The sequence below is a fragment of the Corynebacterium sp. AOP40-4SA-5 genome, from assembly GCF_052377355.1.
In the GTDB taxonomy this organism is placed as follows: Bacteria; Actinomycetota; Actinomycetes; order Mycobacteriales; family Mycobacteriaceae; genus Corynebacterium.
In genome coordinates, this window is the sequence record NZ_JBQSWS010000005.1 from 151,035 (window position 1) to 171,623 (window position 20,589).

The following is a 20,589-nucleotide window of genomic DNA, read 5'->3' on the forward strand; positions in this document are numbered from 1 at the left end:
TTAGTTGGTCTGTTTCGGTGCGCCGTACTGCTTGCGGGCCTCGCGGACGAGCAGCCAGATCATGTACACGCCGCCCACGCTCACGGTCAGCAGACCGACGGGGATCGAACGGTAGAACTGGGATATCACCAGCGAGAGGAAGTGGGCGAAGGTGAGCAGGGCGGCACCCACCGCGGCGGCACCGAGCACGGTGACCCCCGGGGTGCCGGCGATGCGCCGGGCGAGCTGCGGGGCGACCAGGGCGATGAAGCCGATGGGCCCGGCGGCGGCGGTGACCAGCGCGGTCGTGGCCACACCGGTGATCATCAGGGCCAGGCGGGTACGTTCCACGTTCACGCCCTGGGTGGTGGCGGCGTCGTCGCCGAGTTCCATCTGCTTGAGCGCCGGGGCCAGCAGGGCGATCAGGACGATGACCAGGATGCCGATGGCCAGGACGGGCAGCAGCGACTGCCAGGTGACCCGGTTGATCGACCCGGCGGACCAGAAGCCGACCATCATGGCGTCCTCCACGTCGGCGCGGGTGATCAGGTAGGCGTTGAGCGAGCCGAGGGTGGCGGAGACGCCGATGCCCACGATGATCAGGCGGAAGCTCTGCACCGACTTGTTCTTGCGGGCCAGCAGGAAGACCACGAAGGCGGTCAGCACGCCGCCGATGATCGCGGCGAAGGCGATGTTCCAGTAGGCGGTGGAACCGATGACCAGCATGGTCAGGGTCACGGCGGTGAAGGAGCCGGCGTCGAAGCCGATGATGTCCGGGGAGCCCAGCGGGTTGCGGGTCATGGACTCGAACACCGCGCCACCGATGCCGAGCAGGGCGCCGAAGAACACCGCGGAGATCGCCACGGGCATGCGCCACTCCACGACCACGATCCGGTGGAAGCGTTCGCCGTTGCCGATGATGGCGTTGAACACCTCCAGCGGGTTGAGCGGGTACTGGCCGATGCCGATGGCCACCAGGGCGAGCAGTGCGGCCGAGCCGATGAAGAGGCAGGCGACCACGCCCGAGCGGATGTGGAATCGGTGGTGGGTGAACGGGGTCCGGACGGTGCGGGTGGCGTAGCCGAAGTCGATCGTGCTGTCAGGAGTCTTCACAGGCCGCTCGCATTCTTCCGACGGACCAGGGCGATGAGCACCGGGGCACCGATGACGGCGGTGAGGATGCCCACCTCGATTTCACCGGGACGGGCGATGACACGGCCCAGGGTGTCGGCCAGCATGACCATGATCGGTCCGCCGAGCAGGCAGTAGAAGAAGATCCAACGCTGGTCCGGACCGACGATCCAGCGCACCACGTGGGGCACCATCAGCCCCACGAAGCCGATGCCGCCGGTCAGCGCGGTCGCCCCGCCGGCGAGCACGGTGACGGCCAGGATCGTCACGATCCGGGCGCGCACGACCTTGGTGCCCAGGGATGCGGCGAGGTCGTCGCCCAGGGCGATGGAGTTCAGGTCGGTGGACACCAGGACCGCCAGCACGAATCCGAGCAGGAGGAAGGGGATCACGGCCTGCGCGTCGACGATGGAGGTCCGGGCCACGGAACCGAGGTTCCAGTTGCGGATGGCCTCGAAGGTGTCGGGGTCGATGAGCTGCAGGAAGCTGGTCACACCTCCGAACACGGCGGCCAGTGCGACACCGGCGAGGACGAGCGTCGCCGGGTTCGCCCCGCGGGAGCCGCCGGCCACGCCGATGACGTAGACCAGCACGGTGGTGGCCGCGGCGCCGAGGAAGGCGAACCAGATGTACTGGGTGATGCCTGCGATGCCGAAGATGCCCACGCCCACGGTGACGGCCAGTCCCGCGCCGGCGTTGACGCCGAGGATGCCGGCGTCCGCCAGGGGGTTACGGGTGAGTGCCTGGATCAGTGCACCGGACAGGGCGAAGGCGGCACCGGTGAGGATGCCGATCACCGTCCGTGGGAAGCGCTGGTCCCACACGATGTAGGACGCCTCGTTCTCCCCGCGGTTCCAGATCGCGTCCCAGACCTCCGCGTAGGGGATGGGGTTGGCGCCGTGGGCGAGGCTGGCGATGAAGGCCAGGAAGAGGACGACGAGCAGGACGACCAGGCCGATGGCCCGTTTCGCGTACAGTCCGGTGGTCGTGGAGGCCGCTACGGTGTCCTTGTGGCCGTCGTCGCTGTCATCGGAGGGTGGAGCCTGCGAGGTGTCCAGGGTGTGTGTCATTGGTGCGTGAGCGGTCCCGGGACAGCCGGGAACCCCGTTCTTCCTCCTCGTAGTCGGCGTGGAGCGGACCACGTATAAGGGTTCGCTTGCCCGGGGAGCACTATCAGTAGGCTAACCTCACTGTCAAGGGATTGATATTCCCCTGACCTGCGGTCCAGCGTGTCCGGCACGCCGCCTGTGCCGCCTCGCGAACTCCTACCGGGGCCGGGCGGGCTGCTCGACCTGCAGCAGGAATCGGGGGAGGATCTCCTGGCCCGGGAGTGCGGTGGTGATGTCCCGGGCCGCGCGGGCGCAGTCGGCACCGAGCTCGGCTACGTCGGCCTCTGCCGGGATCCGCAACCGGATCTCGATGATGTCGGTACCGCGGTCGGTGGTCGCACGGTAGGACGTCGAACGTACGTCGTCGCGCTTCTCGAAGGACTGGGCGACGGCGGACGCGAGGTCCCCGGGGGACGTGCGGATCGTGCCGGTCGCCGCGGACGTCGGTGAGGCGCCCCGGCCGAGGCGTCGCCGTTCGATGTTGATGCCGATGAGGAACAGTCCCACCAGTCCGGTGACCACGGCGGCGACGATGAGGATGGCGGTGTAGTTGTCCTGCCCGGTCAGCCCGGACCAGAAGTCGCGGTCCACGGCCTCGCCGATGCGCTCGGCGGGGCCGAACTCGAAGTGCACTCCGACTGCCCAGAAGGCGAGCCCTCCGAACAGGAGGAACAGCAGGAAGGTCACGAGCCGGTCGAAGGTTGCTCTGCCACGGTTCACTTGCCTTCACCTCCTGCGGAGACGCTCACGTCGACCGTCGGGGTCGACGTCAGGTGCCCGGCGAGCTCGTTGACCTGGGCGGCCACGGTGTCCCGGATGGCTCCGGCGGAGTCCGGGGTGACCGCGGTTTCCACGGTCACGGAGATCTTCTTGCGCGTCGCCACGCTCCGGGCGGTGAGCACCCCGGGCACCCGACGTGCGGCGGCGGTGGACAACCGGGCCACGTCGACGGGGCGGGCGAACAGTGCGGTGTCGTCGTCGAACGCGAGGTGCGTCCGGCTGCGGGGGCGCAGCGTGACGATGAGGAAGATGAGCGCGACGACGGCGCAGCCGATGCCGGCCCACAGCATCCACGTCTCCTGCTGGACGGTGGCGAACCAGTCGAACACGGGCGGCAGGAGCTGCGTCCCGCCGACGGTGTCGGTGACGATGAGGATGTCACGGACGATGACGGCGGTGACGCCGAGCAGGACGAGCCCGAGCAGGACGGTCCAGCCGCGCGCATGCGGCGCGGCCTTGGGCTCAGGCGGCGCAGGACGCGACGCGTCCTTGCCGTTCTTCTTCCCGCCGTCCCGGGTCTCGTCGTCCAGCGTGGTGAGGTCGACGGCGAACCGGCCGGAGGGTTCCGGACGGTAGTGCTCGGGGTGCTGGGGTGCGTTGTGTGTCGTCGTCACCGCGGGCTCCTCCTGTCGGGTGTTGAGGTGTCTTCCGCGCCGGCCGGCCGCCAGCGGCGGGAGGTGTCGACCGTGACGGGGACCGTGCGACGGCGCCGCACGGTGGGAAAGACGGTCACCTCCAGTCCCTGGGGCGTCGGCACCGCCCGGGTGGCCAGGCCGCGTGGGGTCGGGATGTCGCGCAGCCGCGGCCCCGCCGGTGTGGGGACGTCCCGCAGCAGAGGAAGTCCCTGCGCCCGCGGGGGCACGACGACGTCGGCGTGGTCCACGAGTACCGGTTCCAGGGGACGCGGACGGGTGGCGTCGAACGGTGCGCGCGGGTGGCGCACCGGTTCGACGGGCGGGGTGACCGGATGGGCGACCTCCGGCGGCGGCGGGAGATGGACGGGGGTGAGCTGTACCGGGGCGGGAGTGGTCGGACGACGCACCGGGGTCCGGGGCGGGGCGGAGACGTGCCGCGGTACCGGCGGCAGGTTCAGGATGACCTGGGTGATGCTCACTGACTCCGGTGCCGTCGGATGCTCGACCGTCACCTCCTCCAGTGCGGTGGGGGACAGGACGTCGGTCACCGCGCGCTCGACGGTGGGGGAGGTGACGTCCAGTCGGTCCGTGGTCACGCGGGTGAGTTCGGGCGTGCGCGGTGCGCGCACCAACTCGTCGAGGGTGACCCCGGAGGCCCTGGAGCTGTCACCGGAGCTGTCACCGGACTCCTCATCGCCGGAACCTGGCACGACCGCCGTGACGTCCACGTTGACCGCCAGCACGGGCACACCGGTGGTGTGTTCGACCCATTCACCGACGGTCTCGCGGGTCACCTGTGCCACGGCCACGGTGGGCGCGGGCCAGGCGGTGGCGATCTGGACGTCGACGACCGCCGCGCGTCCGCCGGGGTCCATCTGGACGGAGACCCGGGGCAGACGCCGGCCGGTGAGCTGGCCGATCCCGGAGGAGTGGCGCAGCACGCCGGGCACGGACAGTGCCGCCCGTGTCGCGATCTTCTCCAGCACCTTCAGCTCGATGGACGTGTGGGTGCGCTGTTCGCGGTAGGCGGCACTGCGCGGAAGGTCGACCGCGGTCGCCGCGTCCGGCACCTCACCCTCGGGGGCCGTGGGCCCCGACTGTGTTGTCTGGGTGGACACGGGGGATCAGCCCCGTCCCCGGCCACTGGTGTTGAAGGCGCGGCGGAGGTCGATCAGGCCCTCCAGGTGGGCGCCGACGAGGCCGCCGACCCCGCACAGGACGAGCACCACCAGGAACCCGACCACGCCGTGCCACAGGGCACCGACGGCCAGCAGGAATCCCAGCAGTACCCCGATGATTGTCGCGTACTTCATGATGACCTCATTCTCTGTCGGACTTGTCGTCTGGGCCGGTCTCGGTGAACCTCCGGGAACCGGGGAAACTGGTGGGAAGCCGGGACCGCACGGTCCGGTCGGCGTCCCTGACGAACTTCCCGGCGGCACGCATCATGCGTCGGGTCTTCGGCGAGTGGGCGATGACGGAGCTGCGGGCGCGAAGATCCTCCGCGCGCCGCAGCACCTCGTCGGACGTCCGCTCGGCGAAGTCGGTCGCCTGGCGCGCGACGTCGTCGGGAATGAAATCGGGGAGCTTGACGCTCTCGACGCTCCGGCGCAGCGAACTGCGGCGTTCCCACTGGGCGTCGAGGTCGCGGAGCGCGGCGATGAGCTGGTCGTCGGTACCACCGCGGTCGGGGTGGTGCTCGCGGATGACCTGGCGACGCAGACGCACGTACTCCGGATCCTTGCGGAAGTCCGGGGAAGGTCCGGATGCTCCGGGACTACTCATGGTTGCTCCAAGATCTCCGGTGTCGGTGGACGGTGGGGACTACTGGACCCGCGGGGCCTGCTCGGGCTCGACGTCCTCGTCCTCGTTGTCCTCGGGCAGGTGGACGTCGTGCACGACGACGTTGACCTCGGTGACCTGCAGGCCGGTCATCTCCTCGACGGAGAGGATGATGTTGCGGCGGATCGCCTCGGCCAGTTCGTGGATCGCGACGCCGTACTCGGCGACGATGGCGATGTCGACGGCGGCCTGGCGGTCGCCGACCTCCACCGAGATACCCTGCTGGACGTTGACGCGGCCACCCGGGATGCGCTCGCGGATGGCACCGATGGTGCGCGAGGCGCCACCGCCGAGGCCGTGGACGCCGGAGACCTCACGGGCCGCCATGCCCGCGATCTTCGATACGACGACGTCGGCCACGGAGGTGCGGCCGTGCTCGGTGAACAGGTCCGAGTCGGTGTTCTCGCCGTCCTGCACCGCCGGGACCGAGCTGCTTCCGGAGTTCTTCTGGGAGTCGTTCTCACTCATGGGTGGCCTCACTGTTCTGGATGAGTCTGGATGGTGTCTCTCACGGGGCGTGCCGACGTCGGTGTCGGTACTGGCGCCCAGAATACTCATTTTTCCCGGGTGTGACGGCGGGGCGGAGGAAGATGTTGTAGCGACCCCTCCCGAACGCACCCGGCGGGCACCGGGGCCTGCGGGAAGACCGGATTTGAAGGAAGCGCCGCGCCGTGGTTAAATAGCGGACGTTGCTTTGACATTGCGTCTGAGCGTCTTCGCTTTACACCTCGTCATCAGGCCGGATCGGAACCGGTGGTGGGGGAGCCCGAGACGTGAGACGGCGCAGATGGTGAAGTGAGCATGAACCATCATCGACGGATCACCTTCGCCTGGGCATTGCCCGGACGGGGTCGGACTGTCGTGCGGTAACCCAGGTGGACCGGGCCGACACGCCCGACCGCGGGGGCCGGAGGTGGGGCATGGCAAATAAACAGCGGCAGTAAGTGAAGATCCCGGCCACCACGTTGGAGGGGCTCTTCCTCACATAGATTTCGGCGGCCACCGGGGTGCACACCCCCGTGGCGGGCCGGACGGTCACCGTGTTTGCCATCGTCTTTCCACGACGGCACTCAGGGAAACCGTGAGACCAACCGAAATCATGACTGGCGTCTGTGCCAGGCCCACGGCCGGACAGCGTTGACATTGAAAAGAAGTTCCCTCGGACCCGGGCTCCGGGCGAGGGGGACACGAGGAAGAGGACTAGCGTGGCGGGACAGAAGATCCGCATCAGGCTCAAGGCCTACGATCACGAGGCAATCGACGCTTCTGCAAAGAAGATTGTCGAGACGGTCACCCGTACCGGTGCTCGTGTGGTCGGCCCTGTGCCTCTGCCCACTGAGAAGAACGTGTACTGCGTCATCCGCTCGCCGCACAAGTACAAGGACTCGCGCGAGCACTTCGAGATGCGCACCCACAAGCGCCTGATCGACATTCTCGACCCGACGCCGAAGACCGTTGACGCCCTGATGCGCATCGATCTGCCGGCGAGCGTCGACGTCAACATCCAGTGATCTCGTCAGAGAACCTGGACTTGAGTCTGAACTGAGGCAGCGGAGACTGAATTATGAGTGAAAACGAGATCAAGGGCATCCTGGGCAAGAAGCTCGGCATGACCCAGATCTTCGACGAGGACAACCGGGTCGTTCCGGTCACCGTCGTCGAGGCTGGGCCGTGCGTCGTCACCCAGGTGCGCACCAAGGACATCGACGGCTACGACGCCGTCCAGATCGCCTACGGCGACATTGACCCGCGTAAGGTCAACAAGCCGCAGGCCGGTCACTTCAAGAAGGCCGGTGTGACCCCGCGCCGCCACTCCACGGAGATTCGCGTCGACGACGCGTCCTCCTACGAGGTCGGCCAGGACATCACCGCAGAACTGTTCGGCGACGTCACGTTCGTTGACGTCACCGGCACCTCCAAGGGCAAGGGCTACGCCGGCGCCATGAAGCGTCACGGCTTCGCCGGTCAGGGCGCCTCCCACGGTAACCAGGCCGCTCACCGCCGCGTCGGTGGCATCGGCGCCTGCGCCACCCCGGGCCGTGTCTTCAAGGGCACCCGGATGGCAGGCCGCATGGGCAACGAGCGCGTCACCCTGCAGAACCTGAAGGTTGCAAAGCTGGACGTCGAGTCCAACCTGCTCCTCATCAAGGGTGCCATCCCCGGAGTTAACGGCGGCATCGTGACCGTCAAGACCGCAGTGAAGGGCGGTGCACACGCATGAGCAACCTGACTCTCAACGTCCAGACCGCCGACGGTGCCACCAACGGCTCGGTCGAGCTGCCCGCGTCCATCTTCGACGTGGAGCCGTCCGTTCCGCTGATGCACCAGGTCGTCGTGGCCCAGCTGGCCGCGAAGCGCCAGGGCACCCACGCCACCAAGACCCGCGGCGAGGTCCGCGGCGGTGGTCGTAAGCCCTTCCGCCAGAAGGGAACCGGTCGCGCCCGTCAGGGTTCGATCCGCGCCCCGCATTACACCGGTGGTGGCACGGTCCACGGCCCGCAGCCGCGTGACTACGACCAGCGGACCCCCAAGAAGATGAAGGCCGCCGCCCTGCGCGGTGCCCTCACCGACCGTGTCCGCAACGAGCGCATCCACCTGGTGGACGAGCTCGTCGCTGGCCAGACCCCGTCGACCAAGGCCGCGCGGACGTTCATCGAGCGTCTCACCGACCGGAAGTCCGTCCTGGTCGTCCTCGGCCGCGAGGACGTCACGGCGTGGAAGTCGGCCAACAACCTGCCGAACGTCCACACCCTGGCCTTCGATCAGCTCAACACCTACGACGTGCTGAACGCAGACGACATCGTGTTCTCCGTCGAGGCGCTCAACGGCTTCATCGCCGTGGCTGACACCGCCAAGGCCGCCGCCAAGGAGGAGGCAAAGTGAGCACCATCGCCGACCCCCGGGACATCATCGTCGCACCCGTCGTCTCCGAGAAGTCCTACGGACTCATGGAGCAGAACGTCTACACGTTCCTGGTGAACCCGGACTCCAACAAGACCCAGATCAAGATTGCCGTCGAGCAGATCTTCGGTGTGAAGGTCGCCAGCGTCAACACCCTGAACCGCGCGGGCAAGCGGAAGCGCTCCCGCACCGGTTACGGTCAGCGCAAGGCCACCAAGCGCGCCATGGTGACCCTGGTCGCCGGCAGCGATCCCATCGACATCTTCGGTGGTGCGACCGCGTAGCGGCCGTGCACACCGACAGGTAAAGAGAGAGCAGAAGTATGGCTATTCGCAAGTACAAGCCGACTACGCCGGGTCGCCGCCAGAGCTCCGTTTCCGAATTCGACGAGATCACTCGTTCGACCCCGGAGAAGTCTCTGCTGCGCCCGCTGTCGAAGACCGGCGGCCGCAACGTCCACGGCCACATCACCACCCGTCACAAGGGTGGCGGCCACAAGCGTCGCTACCGTGTCATCGACTTCCGTCGCAATGACAAGGACGGCATCACCGCCAAGGTCGCGCACATCGAGTACGACCCGAACCGCACCGCGAACATCGCGCTGCTGAACTACGCCGACGGCGAGAAGCGGTACATCATCGCTCCCCGCGGTCTGACGCAGGGCACCGTGATCGAGTCCGGTTCGACGGCCGACATCAAGGCCGGCAACAACCTGCCCCTGCGCAACATCCCCACCGGTACGACCATCCACGCCGTGGAGCTCAAGCCCGGTGGCGGTGCCAAGATGGCCCGCTCCGCCGGTGCCTCGGTGCAGCTGCTGGGTAAGGAGGGCAAGTACGCCATCCTGCGTATGCCGTCCTCCGAGATCCGCCGCGTCGACATCCGTTGCCGCGCCACCGTCGGTCAGGTCGGCAACGTCGACCAGATCAACATCCGGTGGGGCAAGGCCGGCCGTATGCGCTGGAAGGGCGTCCGCCCGACCGTCCGTGGTGTCGTGATGAACCCGGTCGACCACCCGCACGGTGGTGGTGAGGGTAAGACCTCCGGTGGTCGCCACCCGGTCTCCCCGTGGGGCCAGCCTGAGGGCCGTACCCGCAAGCCCAATCGTCCGAGCGACAAGCTGATCGTCCGCCGTCGCCGCAGCAACAAGAACAAGAAGCGCTAAAGGAGGTAGTTGAGAATGCCACGCAGCCTCAAGAAGGGCCCGTTCGTCGACGAACACCTCCTCGCGAAGGTGGACGTTCAGAACGACGCCGGCACCAAGAAGGTCATCAAGACCTGGTCCCGCCGGTCAACCATCCTTCCCGATTTCATCGGTCACACTTTCGCCGTCCACGACGGTCGGAAGCACGTCCCGGTGTTCATCGATGATTCGATGGTCGGTCACAAGCTGGGCGAGTTCGCCCCGACCAAGACCTTCAAGGGTCACATCAAGGATGACAAGAAGGGTCGGCGATAGACATGTCTGACACCGCTGTCAACAACGCACGCGCAACGGCCAAGTTCGTCCGGGTCACCCCGATGAAGGCACGCCGCGTCATCGACACCATCCGCGGCAAGTCCGTGGAGGACGCCCTGGCACTGCTGCGCTTCGCGCCGCAGTCGGCTTCCGAGCCGATCGCCAAGGTCGTCGCCTCCGCCGCGGCCAACGCCGAGAACAACTTCGGCCTGGATCCCCGTACGCTCGTCGTCTCCGAGGCTTTCGCCGACGAGGGTCCGACGCTCAAGCGGTTCCAGCCGCGCGCCCAGGGTCGGGCCTTCCAGATCCGCAAGCGCACCAGCCACATCACCGTGGTTGTCGAGAGCCAGAAGGGAAGTGCTCAGTAGTGGGCCAGAAGATCCAACCCCACGGCCTCCGGCTGGGTATCACTTCCGAGTGGCGCTCCCGCTGGTACGCCGACAAGCAGTACGCTGACTACCTCGCCGAGGACATCAAGATCCGCGAGTTCCTGTCGAAGGGCCTCGACCGCGCCGGCATCGCCGACGTCGTCATCGAGCGCACCCGCGACCGGGTCCGTGTGGACATCCACACCGCTCGTCCGGGTATCGTCATCGGCCGCCGCGGCTCCGAGGCCGACCGCATCCGCGGTCAGCTGGAGAAGCTCACCGGCAAGCAGGTGCAGCTCAACATCCTCGAGGTCAAGAACATCGACGCGAACGCTCAGCTGGTGGCACAGTCCATCGCCGAGCAGCTGAGCAACCGCGTGGCATTCCGCCGCGCGATGCGCAAGGCCATCCAGTCCGCGATGCGTCAGCCCGAGGTCAAGGGAATCAAGGTCGTGTGCTCGGGTCGTCTCGGCGGCGCCGAGATGGGCCGCACCGAGCGTTACCACGAAGGTCGCGTTCCGCTGCACACCCTGCGCGCCGAGATCGACTACGGCACCTACGAGGCCCACACCACCTTCGGACGCATCGGCGTCAAGGTGTGGATCTACAAGGGTGACGTCGTCGGCGGTCGCCGGGAGTCCCTGCAGAACGCACGCGACGAGCGTCCGCGCCGCAACAACCGCGAGCGTCCGCGCCGCGGTGGTGCCCGGCGCCAGCGCGCAGAGCAGAAGCAGGAGGGTTAACCCGTGCTTATCCCCAAGCGCACGAAGTACCGTCGCCAGCACCGTCCGCACCGTTCCGGTGTGTCCAAGGGCGGTAACCGGGTGACGTTCGGCGAATACGGCCTGCAGGCCCTGGAGCCGACCTACATCACCAACCGTCAGATCGAAGCTGCCCGTATCGCCATCAACCGCCACGTCAAGCGTGGTGGCAAGGTGTGGATCAACATCTTCCCGGACCGCCCCCTGACCCAGAAGCCGCTCGGCGTGCGTATGGGTTCCGGTAAGGGCCCCGTGGAGAAGTGGGTGGCAAACGTCAAGCCCGGCCGCATTCTCTTCGAGATGGACTACCCCAACGAGGAGGTCGCCCTCGAGGCGCTCCGTCGTGCCGGCAACAAGCTGCCCTGCAAGGTGCGCATCGTGAAGAAGGAGGATCAGTTCTGATGGCTACCGGAACCCCGGCTCACGAATTCCGCGAGCTCAACAACGAAGAACTGACCACCCGTCTCACGGAGGCGAAGGAAGAGCTGTTCAACCTGCGCTTCCAGTCCGCCACCGGTCAGCTGTCCAACAACCGTCGACTGGGCACCGTGAAGCGCGACATCGCCCGGATCTACACCGTCCTGCGCGAGCGCGAGCTCGGACTGTCCACCGTCCCCGGTGGTGAGGACGCATAATGAGCGAGGCTACTGTGAGCAACGAGAACACCAAGGGCGCACGCAAGGTCCGCTCCGGATACGTCGTGTCCGACAAGATGAGCAAGACCATCGTGGTCGAGCTCGAGGACCGTAAGAAGCACGCCCTCTACGGCAAGATCATGCGCGCGAACTCCAAGGTGAAGGCGCACGACGAGAACGAGACCGCCGGTATCGGCGACCTCGTCCGCATCGAGGAGACCCGGCCGCTGTCCAAGGACAAGCACTTCCGTCTCCTGGAGATCATCGAGAAGGCCAAGTAGTCCCTTCCCAGGGATCACACTCTTCTTGACGCGTTAAACCCCCGTACCCCGGATCACTCCGGGTGGCGGGGGTTTCGTGCGTGCGGGGTCTGGTGCGTTTGGTGTATCCCGACCCCGCGTGGCGTGCAGGATTCGGTCTTCTCGTGCCGAGCGAGGACTGGATCCGGCACGCGACGCGGGGTTCTGTTCCAGCCCGCCGGGCGTTACCCGGCTTGCTGGGCTTTCTTGCTCACCTTGCCGACGCCGGTGACGGGGAACTCGTCGACGACGTCGATGACGTCGGGCACCGCGAAGCTCGCCAGGCCCTGCTCGCGTACGTACCTCTTGAGTGCACCGGCCTTCAGAGGCTCCGTGGCCTCCGAGCGGGGGATCACCAGGGCCCGGATCTTCTCGCCGAGCACCTCGTCCGGCACACCCACGACCGAGACGTCGTGCACGCCCGGGTGGGTGAGCAGCACGTTCTCGACGGCCTCCGGGGCGATCTTCTCGCCACCGCGGTTGATCTGGTCTTTGGCCCGTCCGACCACGGTCAGTGTGCCGTCGACGAAGACCACGACGTCGCCGGTGCGGTAGTAGCCCTCCTCTGTGAAGGAACGGGCGTTGACCTCGGGGGCACGGTGGTACTGGCGGATCGTGTACGGCCCACGGGTCAGCAGGTTGCCGGGCGTGCCGGCGGGCACCTCCCGGTCCTCGTCGTCGACGACGAGGATCTCGTCGTACGGGCTGATCGGACGTCCCTGGGTCGCCACGATCTCCTCGATGCCGGCGTCCAGCGGGGTGTAGTTGACCAGGCCCTCGGCCATGCCGAAGACCTGCTGGAGGTTCCAGCCGAGTTCGGGGCGAACCCGCCTGGCGGCGGCCTCGGAGAGTTTCGCACCGCCGACCCACACGGTGCGCACACTGGAGATGTCCTGGTCGTCGCGGTCGGGGTAGTTGAGCAGGCTGATCAGCGCCGGGGGCACGAGTGCGAGGTGGGTCACGCGGTGACGTTCGATCAAGGGCAGGACCTCGGTGGGCAGGGGGCCGTCGGCGAAGACGATGGTGGCTCCGACCTGCACGGCCCCGAGGATCCCCGGGGAGCTCATGGTGAAGTTGTGGGATGCCGGCAGCGCGACGAGCAGGACGTCGTCGCCGCTCAGGTCGCAGACGTCGATGGAGGCACGGACCGAGTAGAGGTAGTCGTCGTGGGTACGCGGGATCTGCTTGGGTACGCCGGTCGTACCGCCGGAGAGCTGCAGGAACGCCAGCGACTCCGGGGATGCCGGCGTAAGCGGCGCGCTGGCGAGGGTGATCGGCGCGGCGTCGGCGGCGTCCCCCACGGCGCCTGAAGCGTTCCCCGCAGTGGCCCAGGGGTCCGCGGCGCGCTCGTCGACGAGCACGGTGGCGACGGTGCGTCCGTCGTCGAGCGGGCGGGCCAGGTCGTCCTGCACGCGGGAGAGGTGCCTGTTGGGACGCGAGGTGCCCACGTAGTGCCCGGCGGGGGCGTGGGTGGCGAAGTGGCGGACCTCGGAGGACCCGTGGGCCGGTAGGGCGAAGACGGGGACTGCGCCGAGGCGCCACAGCGCGAAGACGGTCTCCAGGTAGACGACGCTGTTCGGCAGCTGGACGACCACCCCGTCGCCGGGGCCCACGCCGGCGTCGGCGAGCACGCTGGCGGCGCGGGCCACGCCGTCGTCCAGTTCGGACCATGTCAGTGAGCGTGTCGCGTCGACGGCGGCGGTGGCGTCCGGCCGCGCCTCCACGGTGCGACGGAAGAGGTCCCAGTGGGCGTCGCCGGTCCAGACGCCGAGTTCGCGGTAGTACTCCGCGGCGTCGGCGGTGAATCCGTTGGCGAGTGTCTCGTTCATGCCAGTGTCTCCTTCTCGGCGGTGAGTGCGGCGGCGACGGCGGGGGCGATGGCGTCCCACCCGTCCTCCGTGACGAGTCCGGCGTGGGTCGTGTCCAGGGGCAGGACGTCCGGCTCGTGGGGCAGTGCGTCGCGCCAGGCCGGCGCGGGGTTCCAGACGACGTCGGGATGATCGTGCTCCGTCAGTCGCTCGTCGGCGCGGGTGGCGACGACGACCTGCGCCCGCCCGGTGAAGGCGCTGAGGTCCACCGGTGTGGCAGAACGCATCAGCCGGTCACAGTAGGTGAGGTTGTCCAGCAGTGTGTCCGTGCCGGTTGTCGCGTCGGTCCCGGTACCGGTCAGCGCCCGCAGTTGGTCGTCGCTGTAGCCGGACGTCGCGGGAATGTCGGGCATGGCGGGTGCCGTTCCGGCCGGGTAGGCGTCGAGGATGCCGAGGTAGCTGACCTCCCCGCCGCGGCGCAGGAGCTCGGCGACCATCGACTGGGCGACGAGCCCTCCGAAGGAGTAGCCCAGCAGACGGTAGGGCCCGTGGGTCTGGACCGACTGCACGGTGTCGACGTAGCCGGCGGCGAGTGCCTGCACGTCGTCGACGTCGGGGTGGGGGTCGGGCAGCTGCAGCCCCGTTACCGGAACGTCTGTACCGTCTGAAGCATTTTCGCCGGTGAGCCGCGTGGTCAGGCCCCGGAAGGGAAGTGCCAGACCGCCGGCGGGGTGGACGCAGAACAGCGGCGTTCCAGAACCCGCGCTCAGGGGCAGGACGCTGCGGCCGGTGTCGGTCTCGACCTCGGTGTCGGCGTCGGACGTCCCGGCGAGGCGCGCGGCGAGGGCGGCCGGCGACCCGGTCTCCACGATGTCCTGGATCGTCACTGTGGCGAGCCCGCCGGTGCCGTCGCGGCGCAGGCGCCCGAGCAACCGCATGGCCAGCAGGGAGTGCCCGCCGATGTCGAAGAAGTTGTCGTGGACGTCCACGGTGTCCACCCCGAGCAGGTCGGCCATCAACGCGGCCGCCGTCGCAGCAACGGCAGAGTCGGCAGAGTCGGCAGAGTCCGCAGAGCCGCTTCCGTCGCTGTCCTTCTCACTGGTAGAGGCCGAGGACACCTCGACCGCAGCCTCCGGTGCCTCGCCCGTGGTACGGGCGACCCAGGCGGCGGGCAGAGTGTCGAGGACGTCGCCGACGGTGTGCTCCGCGCCGTCGGTCAGCACCTCGAGCACCGACCGCAGCGTCCCCGCCGCCTGCTCGACGAAGGCCTCGTCGATCAGGTCGGGGCGGTGCGCCAGCACCACCCGCGGGACGTCGCCGGGCGGCACCACCAGCGACAACGGGAAGTCCGTCATCCCGTCGGCGTGCACCGCGGCGACCGTCACCCGGTCCTGCGCGTCCGAAGCGCCCGATGCGTCCTGCAGCGACGGGAAGTTGTCGTAGACCACCAGCGTGTCGAAGAGCGGGCCCGCCCCGGCGAGCTGCTCGACGTGCACCAACGGGGTCGAGGCGTGGTCGGTCATCCCCGCCTGGCCGTGGCCGACGGCGGTGAGCAGCTCGGCCAGCCGGTCCGTCCGGCGCAGCGCGACGCGCGCCGGCAGGGTGTTGATGAACAACCCGACCGTGTGCTCCACTCCCTCGAGCTCGGTCGGACGACCCGACACGGTGGTGCCGAAGACCACGTCCTCGCGTCCGGACAGCCCAGCCAGGGTGAGTGCCCACGCGGCCTGCAGCAGTGTATTGGGGGTCACGCCGGCCCGTCGGGCCGCGGCGGTGAGGCCATCGGTGAGTGCGTCGGACGCTCCGGTGATCTCCCGCACCTTTTCGCGGGGAGCCTCGGCGTTGGTCCCGGGCGCCAGCTCCCGCACCAGGGTGCCGCGGTCGAGGCCGTCGAGGTGGGCGCGCCAGGCGTCGTCGGCGTCGCGCGGATCCTGCTCGGCGAGCCAGTCGAGGTAGGTGGCGTAGGACGCGGCGTGCGGCAGCGGCTCGTCGTGGTAGATCGCCAGCAGGTCGCGCAGCATCACCGGGGTCGACCACCCGTCGGTGAGCAGGTGGTGGTTTCCCAGCACCAGGCGCGCGGTGGGGGCATCTCTGTCTGTGCCGTTGTCACCGTCCGGCAGCAGGACCAGCGTCGCGGTGACCAGCGGCCCGCGGGCGGTGTCCACGCGGCGGTGCGCGGTGGAGCGCAGCAGCTCGTCGGCGGCGTGCAGCGCGTCCTCGCGGGAGAATCCGCGCAGGTCGACGGTGCGCCACGGCAGCTCGGCCGCACGCGGGACGAGCTGCACCGGGCTGTGGTGCGTGGTGGTGTCGAACCGGGCGCGCAGCTGGTCGTGACGGTGCAGCACGCCGGTAAACGCGCGGTGCAGACGGTCTGGGTCGACCGTGCCGCGCAGGTCCACACCGGCGGCGAGCACGTAGCCGTCGCCGCCGCTCACGGCGTGGTAGAGCAGCCCCTCCTGCAGTGCGGAGAGGGGCCTGACGTCGGCCAACGGGCCGTGGTCCTGCTCCCAGGTGTCGATCGTGTCCTGGCTGACTCCGCCGTGCCGGGCGAGGGTGACGTCGCCCCGGGACGCACCGCCGTCGCTCGTGCGGGCGTGGACGGCCAGGTCGGTGAAGGCGCGGGACGCCCGGTGCGCCAGTGCGTCGTCGCCGGCGAGCACCGTGTCGGTGTCGCCGACGATCAGCAGCGGTGCGTGCGCACTGTGCCCGACCGGGGCCATGCGGGTGTCACCGCAGGTCACGGTGATGGCGGCCGGGTCCGTTGATGCCGTGTGACCACGGTGTTCCTTGGCGTGCAGCAGTGCCGCCCGCGGCGTCGCCTGCTGTGCTGCCCGCTCGTGGCCGGGCAGGGCAGGAAGGGCGGGGACGCGGCGCACGGTGCTCAGTGACCCGATCACCCGGGAGGAGTCGGAGGCGTCGGCGGCGCGGCTCAGCACGTCGACGGGCCCGCCGGTGGCCAGGAGCGCCGCGGCGACCGCCACGTCCTCCCGCCGGGTCCGGTACAGCCCGGCGAGCCGGTCGAAGACCCCCGGGGCGTCTGCCAGGGTGGTGCGGTGCGTGGTCACCGGGGTGACTGTCACGGCTGTGGCAGCAAGCCCCGTGGCCCGCCAGGAACCCGTCGGCGCGGGGAGCGCGCGACCGGACAGTGCGGCGGCGAGGTCGTCCAGCAGGACACCGACGGACGCCGGGTCTGCCACCGCGGCGTCGACGGCGACGCGCAGCATGGTCGAGTCGGCGGCGGGTGGGGCGATCCGCCAGACGATCCCGGAGGTCGGTGAGACCGAGCCGGCGAGTTGCTCACTGCCGAGTCCCGCCGGGGCGATGATCGTGTCGGCGGGCACCAGAGGCACGCGGGGCACCACGAAGCGAGGCGCACCGGCGGTCGAGGTGTCGAGCACGACGCGCAGCGCACCGTGGGTGGTCATCATCGTGGTCACCGCGTCGACGAGTCGGTCGTGCAGGGTTGCGGTCGGTAGGTCCACGGCCGGTAGGTGAGCGACATCGAGGTGGCCGAACAGGATCGGACGGGTGCCGTTGACCACGGTGGTGGGCACGGCCCCGGTGTCGTAGCGCACCGCGGTGTCCGCCACGGTGTCGTCGTTCGACGACTCCTGCCGGACGCCACGGGCCGATTCCTCCCGGGCGGCGCCGGCGGCGCCGGCGGCGCCGGCGGCGCCGGTGACCGCGGCGACCCGTCCGGCCCCGGCGGCGACGTCGGCCAGCTCGACTCCGGTGAGAAGGTCCTTCGCCTGGACCACCAGGCCGCGTTGGCGCAGCCGTCCGGCGACGGTGAGCGCGCCGATGCTGTCCCCGCCGAGGCTGATGAAGTCCCGGTCGAGGTCGACGGTGGTGTCTGCACCGGTGTCGGGGGTGCCGAGGGTCTCGGCGACGACCTCGGCGAGGAGGCGCTCGGCGTCGGTGCGGGCAGGACGCGCCGATGCCGGTCCGTCCTCCCCGGCGTTCCCGGCCTGTTCGGCGCCGGTGGCGTCCTGAAGGGCACGCCGGTCGACCTTGCCGCCGACGGTCAGCGGCAGCCGGTCGTGCACCAGTACCCGGGTGGGCACCAGGTGACCGGGGACGGTGGCCGCCATGTCCGCGCGGACCTGGGAGGGTGATGTCGTGCCCTCGGTGGTGACGTGCGCGATGAGCTTGAGCGCACCGGGCTGCCCGAACGTGCCCACGGCGGCGCCGGTGACCTGCGGCAGCGCCAGGAGGGCGGCCTCGACCTCGCCGGGTTCCACACGGTGGCCGCGGATCTCCAGCTGGTTGTCGACGCGGCCGAGGAAGTGGTGTGCACCGCCGGCGTCCGGCACCCACCGCACCAGGTCGCCGGCGCGGTAGCGGCGCTGACCGTCCACCGTGTCGAAGGCGGCGGCGCTCTGCTCCTGCAGGCCCCGGTAGCCCAGGGCCACCTGCGGGCCGGCGAGGAAGAGTTCGCCGGTCTCGTGGTCGGGGACGATCTCCCCGTCGGTGTCGAGGATCTGCGCGGTCATGCCGGGCACGGGGCGTCCGATGGTCACCGGGCCGTCGGTGACGCGGGCGGCCAGTGCGTCCACGGTGGTCTCGGTGGGGCCGTAGACGTTCCACGCCTGGAAGTCGCGGGTGCGCGCCGGGGTGGCGAGTCGGTCCCACAGCGACTGCGGGACGGCCTCGCCACCGAGGATGACCGTGGAGACCTCGGCGTCGTCCAATGCGCCGGAGTCGATGAGGGCGCCGGCGAGTGAGGGCGTGGCGTCGAGCACGTCGATGCCGTCGTCGGCCAGGGCGGTGCGCATTGACGCGGGGTCACCGACGACGTCGGTGGGGTAGAGGTGCACGGTCGCGCCGGTGAAGATCCAGGACAGCTGGTCGATCGCGGCGTCGAAGGAGAACGACGCGGTGTGGGCGATGTGCAGTTCCCGTGCGGGCTGCGCCGAGCGCGCACGCGACCAGGCGTCGGGGTAGAGACCGGTGCGGTGCCCGGCCAGCAGGGCCTCCACGGCGGTGCGGGTGACCTGCACGCCCTTCGGCGTCCCGGTCGTTCCCGAGGTGTAGAGCAGGTACGCCAGGTCGGGTGTGACGTCGCCGGACGCACAGCCAGCAGTGCGGACGCCGGACCCGTCGATGACGGCGACGGCACCGGAGTCGGCGAGGATCGCCTTGCGCCGGGCCTGCGGGTGCTCCCGGTCGAGCACGACCACGGCCCGGTGGGCCCGCCACACCGCCAGCAGGGCGACGGCCAGGTCCACGCCCTTGGGCAGGTCCACGGCGACCACCCCGAACTCCCCGTTATCCCCGGTGAGCTGGCTGATCTCGGCGGCGAGCTCGGTGATACGGGTGTGGAGGGACGCGGCGTCGAGGGCGGTGTGCGCGTCGACGAGGCGTCCTGCGCCGGACGCCAGGGCGTCGACGAGATCGTCGAGAGGCAGGACGTCCCGGGCGTCCGGCAGCGGATCGCCCGCGCGCCGCCGTGCGGCGGCGTCGGTGAACTCCCGGCTGCGCAGCCGGACGTCCTGCAGGGGACCCTCGGCGGTGAGCAACGCCCGGACGTCCTGCAGGCGCTGGCGTGCGGTGTCTGCGTCCACGCTCGCAGGGTCGGTCTCGAAGGCGAGGTCGACGCCGCCGTCGGCGGCCGGGGTGACCACGAGCACGAGGTCCTCCGGAGGGCCGCCGGCGACGTTGCGCAGCACACCGGTGGTGCCGTGGAAGTCGAGGGTGAAGTCGAAGGTCTTCAGGTTCAGCCCCACCCCGTGCAGCACCGCCGGGCTGCCGAGGTCGCGGGAGAGCTCGCTGCCGGGGTAGCGCTGGTGGGTGCGCAGGGCGTCCAGGGTGTCGCGCACGGTGGCGGCCAGGTCGGTGACACTTCCGGTCGGGTCGACCGGCAGGCGCAGCGGGAGCATGTTGACCAGCATCGCCGGGGTCCGGCGCAGCGGTCCGGAGGTGCGCGCCATCAGCGGCATCGCGATGAGCGCCTCACAGGAGCCGTCGGGGCCGTCGGGAGCAGGGGAGGTGTGGCCGAGTTTGCGCAGCCAGGCGGCGTAGGCGGCGGTGACCAGGTCGGACCAGGCCAGTCCGAGGTCCTCGGCGCGGGCCTTCAACGCCTCGACCTCGCCGGCGGGCAGACGCAGGGTGGTGGTGATGCTGGCGGTGCCTGCACCGTGGACGAGGTCCTCGCGTCCGGCGGTGGCCGGGGTGGGGGTCATGGTGTCGGCCCAGAAGTCGCGGTCGGCGCGGTAGTCCTCGCCGGCACGGTAGTCGGTGTCGGCGGCGACGACCTCGGCGATGGGGGCGAACCTGGTGCGACGTGCGGCACATCCACCACTCAGTGCGGTGTAGTGGGCGGCGGTGCGCCTGGTCAGCAGGGCCGCACTGTACCCGTCGACGATGATGTGGTGGTACAGCTGTATGCACCACACCTCGTTGACGCCTGTGCCGTTCTCCCCGAGGTCGAGGATGAGGTAGCGGAACAGCGGACCGTCGGTCATGGTGCGCCAGCGCTCCCCGCAGGCGGTCTTCTCCGCGTCGATCACCGCGGTGGCGGTGAGCCGGGGATCCGGCGCGCCGGAGAGGTCCAGGATCTCGGGCAGCACCGCGGCGGTGTCGTCGACGTACTGGCGGGGACCGTCGTCGGTGTCGGTGAAACGCAGCCGCAGGGTCTCCGCCTCGTCGACGGTGAGCCGGACGGCCTCGGCGAGCAGGCCGGTGTCGATGCGTCCGGCATCAGCTTCTGGTCTCAGCTCCAGCACCTCGCCGACCACGTAGTAGGGGGAGGTGGGGTCGAGCTGCTGGGCGTTCCAGATCCCGTGCTGCGCGGCCGTGAGCGGGAGGAGGCCGGCGGTGGAGCCGGGGGACGACGGGTGGGGCACCGGTGGTCCTTTCAGGGTCAGAAGTTGGAGAGGCTTA

The 20,589-nt window shown here is 69.5% G+C and carries 21 protein-coding genes; 11 read left to right on the forward strand and 10 right to left on the reverse strand.

The genetic code is table 11. The features are described from left to right. From ACT3S3_RS04760 to ACT3S3_RS04795, 8 genes are all read right to left on the reverse strand, one after another. Positions 1-1,092, reverse strand: a complete 1,092-nt coding sequence (locus tag ACT3S3_RS04760; protein ID WP_444626358.1) for a FecCD family ABC transporter permease — start codon at positions 1,090-1,092, stop codon at positions 1-3. Further along, positions 1,089-2,180 carry a FecCD family ABC transporter permease gene (locus ACT3S3_RS04765; RefSeq protein ID WP_444626360.1) on the reverse strand — a complete coding sequence of 364 codons (1,092 nt, stop codon included), beginning with the start codon at positions 2,178-2,180 and terminating at the stop codon, positions 1,089-1,091. Before ACT3S3_RS04765 ends, ACT3S3_RS04760 begins: the two co-directional genes overlap by 4 nt. A gap of 195 nt (positions 2,181-2,375) precedes the next feature. After that, a complete protein-coding gene (locus ACT3S3_RS04770; protein WP_444614785.1) occupies positions 2,376-2,939 on the reverse strand; it encodes a hypothetical protein in 564 nt (187 codons plus the stop codon). Then, complete coding sequence (locus tag ACT3S3_RS04775; RefSeq protein ID WP_441579571.1) at positions 2,936-3,613, reverse strand: hypothetical protein; 678 nt, start codon at positions 3,611-3,613, stop codon at positions 2,936-2,938. Before ACT3S3_RS04775 ends, ACT3S3_RS04770 begins: the two co-directional genes overlap by 4 nt. Then, entirely contained in the window at positions 3,610-4,752 is a 1,143-nt protein-coding gene (locus ACT3S3_RS04780; RefSeq protein WP_444614784.1) for an Asp23/Gls24 family envelope stress response protein, read from the reverse strand. Before ACT3S3_RS04780 ends, ACT3S3_RS04775 begins: the two co-directional genes overlap by 4 nt. Before the next feature lie 6 nt (positions 4,753-4,758). Continuing rightward, a complete protein-coding gene (locus tag ACT3S3_RS04785; RefSeq protein ID WP_301444146.1) occupies positions 4,759-4,947 on the reverse strand; it encodes a hypothetical protein in 189 nt (62 codons plus the stop codon). A 7-nt stretch (positions 4,948-4,954) separates the two neighbouring features. After that, on the reverse strand, positions 4,955-5,419 hold the full coding sequence (locus ACT3S3_RS04790; protein ID WP_444614783.1) for a hypothetical protein: 465 nt from the start codon (positions 5,417-5,419) through the stop codon (positions 4,955-4,957). A 39-nt stretch (positions 5,420-5,458) separates the two neighbouring features. Next, the gene (locus ACT3S3_RS04795) at positions 5,459-5,944 is read right to left on the reverse strand and encodes an Asp23/Gls24 family envelope stress response protein (RefSeq protein WP_301444148.1); all 486 of its coding nucleotides are present in this window, start codon (positions 5,942-5,944) and stop codon (positions 5,459-5,461) included. A 737-nt stretch (positions 5,945-6,681) separates the two neighbouring features. Here ACT3S3_RS04795 and rpsJ point away from each other — a divergent pair. From rpsJ to rpsQ, 11 genes are read left to right on the forward strand one after another with little or no spacing between them, the layout of a single operon-like run. Beyond that, positions 6,682-6,987, forward strand: coding sequence for a 30S ribosomal protein S10 (gene rpsJ, locus ACT3S3_RS04800; RefSeq protein ID WP_010120790.1), 306 nt, complete (start codon positions 6,682-6,684; stop codon positions 6,985-6,987). 53 nt (positions 6,988-7,040) lie between these two features. Beyond that, a complete protein-coding gene (rplC, locus tag ACT3S3_RS04805; RefSeq protein ID WP_441583039.1) occupies positions 7,041-7,697 on the forward strand; it encodes a 50S ribosomal protein L3 in 657 nt (218 codons plus the stop codon). Further along, entirely contained in the window at positions 7,694-8,359 is a 666-nt protein-coding gene (rplD, locus tag ACT3S3_RS04810) for a 50S ribosomal protein L4 (protein ID WP_441583040.1), read from the forward strand. The genes rplC and rplD overlap by 4 nt, the downstream gene beginning before the upstream one ends. Further along, positions 8,356-8,661 carry a 50S ribosomal protein L23 gene (gene rplW / locus ACT3S3_RS04815; RefSeq protein ID WP_444614782.1) on the forward strand — a complete coding sequence of 102 codons (306 nt, stop codon included), beginning with the start codon at positions 8,356-8,358 and terminating at the stop codon, positions 8,659-8,661. The genes rplD and rplW overlap by 4 nt, the downstream gene beginning before the upstream one ends. Positions 8,662-8,699: 38 nt before the next feature. Then, positions 8,700-9,542: a 50S ribosomal protein L2 gene (gene rplB, locus ACT3S3_RS04820; RefSeq protein WP_444614781.1), complete on the forward strand. Its 843-nt coding sequence runs from the start codon at positions 8,700-8,702 to the stop codon at positions 9,540-9,542. 15 nt (positions 9,543-9,557) lie between these two features. Next, positions 9,558-9,836, forward strand: coding sequence for a 30S ribosomal protein S19 (rpsS, locus tag ACT3S3_RS04825; protein WP_014010890.1), 279 nt, complete (start codon positions 9,558-9,560; stop codon positions 9,834-9,836). A gap of 2 nt (positions 9,837-9,838) precedes the next feature. Continuing rightward, positions 9,839-10,204, forward strand: a complete 366-nt coding sequence (rplV, locus tag ACT3S3_RS04830) for a 50S ribosomal protein L22 (RefSeq protein ID WP_038546287.1) — start codon at positions 9,839-9,841, stop codon at positions 10,202-10,204. Continuing rightward, positions 10,204-10,947: a 30S ribosomal protein S3 gene (rpsC, locus tag ACT3S3_RS04835; RefSeq protein ID WP_038546290.1), complete on the forward strand. Its 744-nt coding sequence runs from the start codon at positions 10,204-10,206 to the stop codon at positions 10,945-10,947. The genes rplV and rpsC overlap by 1 nt, the downstream gene beginning before the upstream one ends. Positions 10,948-10,950: 3 nt before the next feature. Beyond that, positions 10,951-11,367 (forward strand): 50S ribosomal protein L16, encoded by a 417-nt coding sequence (rplP, locus tag ACT3S3_RS04840; protein WP_145941229.1) that lies wholly within the window; start codon positions 10,951-10,953, stop codon positions 11,365-11,367. Beyond that, positions 11,367-11,600, forward strand: coding sequence for a 50S ribosomal protein L29 (gene rpmC, locus ACT3S3_RS04845; protein WP_441582747.1), 234 nt, complete (start codon positions 11,367-11,369; stop codon positions 11,598-11,600). The genes rplP and rpmC overlap by 1 nt, the downstream gene beginning before the upstream one ends. Further along, on the forward strand, positions 11,600-11,881 hold the full coding sequence (gene rpsQ, locus ACT3S3_RS04850; RefSeq protein WP_444614779.1) for a 30S ribosomal protein S17: 282 nt from the start codon (positions 11,600-11,602) through the stop codon (positions 11,879-11,881). Before rpmC ends, rpsQ begins: the two co-directional genes overlap by 1 nt. Before the next feature lie 203 nt (positions 11,882-12,084). On the opposite strand, the gene ACT3S3_RS04855 is transcribed toward rpsQ, so the two are convergent. Together ACT3S3_RS04855 and ACT3S3_RS04860 are read right to left on the reverse strand one after the other, a co-directional pair. After that, complete coding sequence (locus ACT3S3_RS04855) at positions 12,085-13,728, reverse strand: (2,3-dihydroxybenzoyl)adenylate synthase (protein ID WP_444626362.1); 1,644 nt, start codon at positions 13,726-13,728, stop codon at positions 12,085-12,087. Then, positions 13,725-20,552 (reverse strand): condensation domain-containing protein, encoded by a 6,828-nt coding sequence (locus tag ACT3S3_RS04860; RefSeq protein WP_444626364.1) that lies wholly within the window; start codon positions 20,550-20,552, stop codon positions 13,725-13,727. The genes ACT3S3_RS04855 and ACT3S3_RS04860 overlap by 4 nt, the downstream gene beginning before the upstream one ends. Positions 20,553-20,589 lie beyond the last annotated feature (37 nt).